The sequence below is a fragment of the Kitasatospora sp. NPDC015121 genome, assembly GCF_055562955.1.
Genome location: NZ_JBVHEH010000087.1, coordinates 1 through 4,604, shown reverse-complemented (window position 1 = coordinate 4,604; position 4,604 = coordinate 1). Strand labels below are relative to the sequence as shown.

Here is a 4,604-nt window from a genome sequence, read left to right as displayed (position 1 = left end):
ATCGAAGAGGCCGCACTGTCCAAGGAAACGGACGCGGCCAGCAAGGCGCGCCTCGAAGAATTGCGCAAGGAGCTGGCCGACCTGCGGGCCGAGGCCGACGCCCGGCACGCTCAATGGGAGGCGGAGCGGCAGGCGATCCGGCGGGTGCAGGAGCTGCGGGGAGAGCTGGAACGATTGCGCCACGAGGCCGAGGAGGCGGAACGCAACTACGACCTCAATCGGGCCGCCGAGTTGCGGTACGGCGAGATCACCGCGCTGGAGCGCCGGCTCGAGGCGGCGGAGGAGCAACTGGCTACCAGGCAGGGCCGGAATCCGTTGCTGCGTGAAGTGGTCACCGAAGACGAGATCGCAGAGATCGTGGCCGCATGGACGGGTATCCCGGTCGCCCGGCTGCAGGAAGGTGAGCGGGAGAAGTTGTTGAAGCTCGACGAGATTCTCCACGAGAGGGTCGTCGGTCAGGACGAGGCGGTGCAACTGGTCGCGGACGCGGTGATCCGGGCGAGGTCCGGTATCCGTGATCCGCGCCGGCCGATCGGTTCGTTCATTTTCCTGGGCCCGACGGGCGTGGGAAAGACCGAGCTTGCAAAGACGCTGGCCAGCGCCCTATTCGACAGTGAAGACAACATGGTGCGCCTCGATATGAGCGAGTACCAGGAACGGCACACGGTGAGTCGGCTCATCGGTGCACCTCCCGGGTACGTCGGGTACGACGAAGGTGGCCAGCTCACCGAGGCGGTGCGGCGTAAGCCGTACTCCGTGGTGCTCTTCGACGAGATCGAGAAGGCCCACGCCGACGTCTTCAATACCCTGCTGCAGGTGCTCGACGACGGCCGGATCACCGATTCTCAAGGGAGGCAAGTCGATTTCCGGAACACGGTGATCATCATGACCTCCAACATCGGATCCCAGCATCTCCTCGAGGGGGTCACAGCCGACGGCGAAATCAAGCCGGACGCCCGGGAGCGGGTGCTGGCGGAACTGCGCGGGCATTTCCGCCCCGAATTCCTCAACCGGGTCGACGACATCGTGTTGTTCTCCCCGCTCACGCTGCCCCAGATCGAGTACATAGTGGAACTGCAGCTCGCCGATCTTCGGAACAGGTTGTCGGAGCGCCAGATACACCTGGATATCACGCCGGAGGCACGCCGGCTGATCGCCGAACACGGTTTCGACCCTGTCTACGGTGCGCGGCCGCTGCGCCGGTACATCGCCCACGAGGTCGAAACCAAGATCGGCCGTGCACTGTTGCGGGGTGAAATCAAACCGGGTGGCACCATCAGTGTCACGGTGGACGGCGGCGAGCTTGCCGTCGCGTATGCCGAACCCGCCGTCGCGGCGGCCTGAGAAGAGGTGTCGTCATGGGATCCGACAAGGTGAAGTGCCCGCACTGCGGCAAGACCAACAACATCCCGGCAGCAGGGGAAGGAAAACCTCGCTGCGGGAACTGCCACGAGCCGCTGCCCTGGATCGCCTCGGCAGGAGACGGTGACTTCGCGGAGGTCGCCGAAAAATCCTCGGTGCCTGTGCTCGTCGATCTGTGGGCGACGTGGTGCGGCCCGTGTCGCATGGTCAGCCCCGCGCTCGATCCGAGGCCGGGAACCATGTGCTCCGACTGGCGGACGGCGGGTCGGTGCACGCCCGGGCCGTTGTGCTCGCCGCCGGGGCGCGGTACCGCAAGTTGGCCGTTCAGGGGATCGAGGCGCTGGAAGGAACAAGCGTGTACTACGCCGCAACGCATCAGGAAGCACGGATATGCGGCACCGACCCGATAGCCATCGTCGGTGGCGGCAACTCCGCCGGCCAGGCCGCCGTCTTCCTCGCCGAGCACGTCTCACAGGTGCACCTGCTCATCCGCGGCGATGACCTCGGGAAGAGCATGTCCCGATACCTGGTCGACCAGATCGAACACCATCCGCGGGTCACCGTGCACCGGCACACCGAGATTCGTGCGGTCCACGGCGAGAAATACCTCGAAGCAATTGCAGTCGAGGACAATCGCACCGGCGACCAGGACACGATTCGGGTGCGCGCCCTGTTCGTCTTCATCGGGGCAGTACCGCACACAGGGTGGCTTGCCGACGCGATCGCACTCGACGACCACGGCTTCGTCCTCACCGGTGTGGACGCGATCCACGCACGAGCGGACGGCAGCCTGCCAATCAACGGCGGCCTGTCCAGGACGCTCGAAACCAGCCTGCCCGGCCTGTTCGCGGCGGGCGACATCCGCCGCGGTTCGGTGAAACGAGTCGCATCCGCCGTCGGTGAAGGAGCGATGGCCGTACGCCAAATCCATGAATACTTCGAAAGGAGCTGACGACATGCCAGTAATGGGCACCGTGAAATTCCAGCGGTTCTTCAGGGCAGCGGCCGGACTGCAGGTCGACCGGAACGATCTCAAGCGCTATACCGATTTCATCGACGACAAGATCTACGACCTGATCCTGATCGGGAAAGCCTCCGCGAAAGCAAACTTGCGCGACGTGATCGAACCGTGGGACCTGCCGATCACCAAAGGATTACAAGAGAGCATCCACCGGTTCGAAAAACTCGACGAGGAGATCGAACTACAACCGCTGCTCGATCAACTGACCGCCCGCCCGCCCTTGGACGTGGCCCTCTCCGAGGAGACAGAGCAACGACTGCCGCTGATCGCAGGAGGGTTGAGCGTAGCGCTGGCGCAAACCTTCGCCACGATCGAACCGGACCGCAAGAACCCCGGCACAGCCCAATGGACAGTCGCCTTCGACATCTTCCACCTACTCCTGTGACTACCACCCGTCCCGGCGAACCAGTAGATCACCGGGACACCACACCGTGGTCGGGAATCACGAACCACGGCTATCGACACCACGCCAGACAGCGTGTCTGAGTTCGAATATGCCGTCCTGCTCCGGAAATGCCGGAGCGATTCAGCCGCGCTGAAATGCTCGTGGGTTCACCCCGGATGGTGGATACCGAGCTGGCGGGACCGAAGGTTCCGCTGGGAGGAGGTCCTCATGTCCCGCAAGCGCAAATCGTTTACGACCGATACACGGTCGAAGCCGCCACAGGGTGATCGATTCCGGCCACACCATCGCCGAAGTCGCCCACGACCTCGGATTAAGCAAGAACCTGCTCGGACAGTAGGTCGCCGACGAACGACGACGCATCGACGACGCCGCTACAGTCGGATAACAACCGCTCACTGCCGCGGAACGGACAGAACTGGCCAGGCTGCGCAAGCAGGTCTCCGAACAGGAGACATCGCATTCCTGAAAAGCGTCCTTAAATTCAACCTGCCAACGCAACAGCCTCTTCCGCCACAAACTCCGCGGGCGCTCGGAACCCGAGGCACTTCCGTGGCCGGTTGTTGAGCCTGGCCGCGATGGCATCGAGGTCCGACTGGCTCAGATCCCCGAGATACATTCCTTTCGTAAGACACTGGCGTAAAAGCTTATTGGTGTTCTCATTCGTCCCGCGCTGCCAAGGACTACGCGGCGCTGCAAAGAAAATCTCGATACCCGTTGCTGCACTGAGCAGCTCGTGATCGGCCAATTCCATCCCCCGATCCCAGGTTAAACTCCGACACAATGCCGAATCCATTCGCCCGTATTCCCGCACCAGTACGGGCACCACCGAGGTGGTATGCCGACTGGGTGTCTGCACGATCGTCAAGTAGCGGTCCCTGCGATCTACCATGTCGCAACCTGACTGTTCTTCGAACCGATCACCAGATCACCTTCCATGTGTCCAGTCACGCTGCGATCCTCGGCATCGGCGGGTCGATCCTCGATCGAGCGCGCATCGATGACCTGCGACCTCCATTGCCCTTTAACAGTGCCGCTCATTCTTTCGGATCAGCCGCCATGTTCGTAGGCGCTTGCACAGCTACTGCGGAATCACATCCCACCGAGTAGTGTAGATCGAGCGGTAGATCGTCTCGTGGCTGATCGCCAACTCCTCGTCACCGCTGTGATGCAGTCTCAGATGCCCGACAATCTGCTCCGGCGACCACTCGTCTTCGAGTGCCTGAAGTAAAGCAAACGAACTCGGGAAAACTCGGGGTACAGGATTGAGCCGTCCCGCCGACGTGACATCCCCCAGATCATCGGCGGGAAACCAGCATAGGGTGCACCGCTTTCCGTCTCACTGACCGACCTAGTTCTCGCGATCGACGAAGCCGCCGGCATTCTCCTGGACCATGCCCTACCCTCCAGCTTCCTCACCTGCACGTTCGACATCGATAACGAGCACCTGCGAGTAATTCTCGCCGCGACGACGGCACCGATCGACACCAGCACCACCTCGTTCCATTGGTTCGTCCTCCACAGGCTGGTCGACGACGTCGTTCTCGAACAGTTTCCCTCCACAGCCGCCGACGCACCCGATAACTCGGCAACGACGATCATCCTGACCAAGGCACTACAGCCAGGTTCGTGATGCCGTCCACGACGAGCAGCCCACAACTACACCCGAACCTCACACACGTAGGCCCGGCACACCACTGCGCCGCAGCCCTAGACGGTATGAGGGGACTGTCTGAATAACGGTGGATCCGGTCCTTGATTCAACACGCCGAGCTGAGCTTGGCGGGAAGGATCGACGATGACCGAAACACTTGATCC

General features: G+C 62.3%; 4 protein-coding genes and 1 pseudogene. 4 read left to right on the top strand and 1 reads right to left on the bottom strand.

The features are described 5' to 3' along the window. The 4 genes and pseudogenes from ACZ3J7_RS40840 to ACZ3J7_RS40825 form a co-directional block, all read left to right on the top strand. A partial coding sequence (locus ACZ3J7_RS40840; protein WP_353802343.1) for an AAA family ATPase occupies positions 1–1,344 on the top strand: 1,344 nt, incomplete at its 5' end. A gap of 14 nt (positions 1,345–1,358) precedes the next feature. Then, positions 1,359–1,586: pseudogene (locus ACZ3J7_RS40835) on the top strand (thioredoxin domain-containing protein); the annotation flags it as partial. Further along, the gene (locus ACZ3J7_RS40830; protein WP_350834957.1) at positions 1,538–2,314 is read left to right on the top strand and encodes an NAD(P)/FAD-dependent oxidoreductase; all 777 of its coding nucleotides are present in this window, start codon (positions 1,538–1,540) and stop codon (positions 2,312–2,314) included. The pseudogene ACZ3J7_RS40835 and the gene ACZ3J7_RS40830, both read left to right, overlap by 49 nt. A 4-nt stretch (positions 2,315–2,318) precedes the next feature. Further along, a complete protein-coding gene (locus tag ACZ3J7_RS40825; protein ID WP_350834955.1) occupies positions 2,319–2,768 on the top strand; it encodes a DUF1931 family protein in 450 nt (149 codons plus the stop codon). Between the two features lie 502 nt (positions 2,769–3,270). Here ACZ3J7_RS40825 and ACZ3J7_RS40820 read toward each other — a convergent pair. Then, complete coding sequence (locus ACZ3J7_RS40820; RefSeq protein WP_050794007.1) at positions 3,271–3,678, bottom strand: IS30 family transposase; 408 nt, start codon at positions 3,676–3,678, stop codon at positions 3,271–3,273. Positions 3,679–4,604 lie beyond the last annotated feature (926 nt).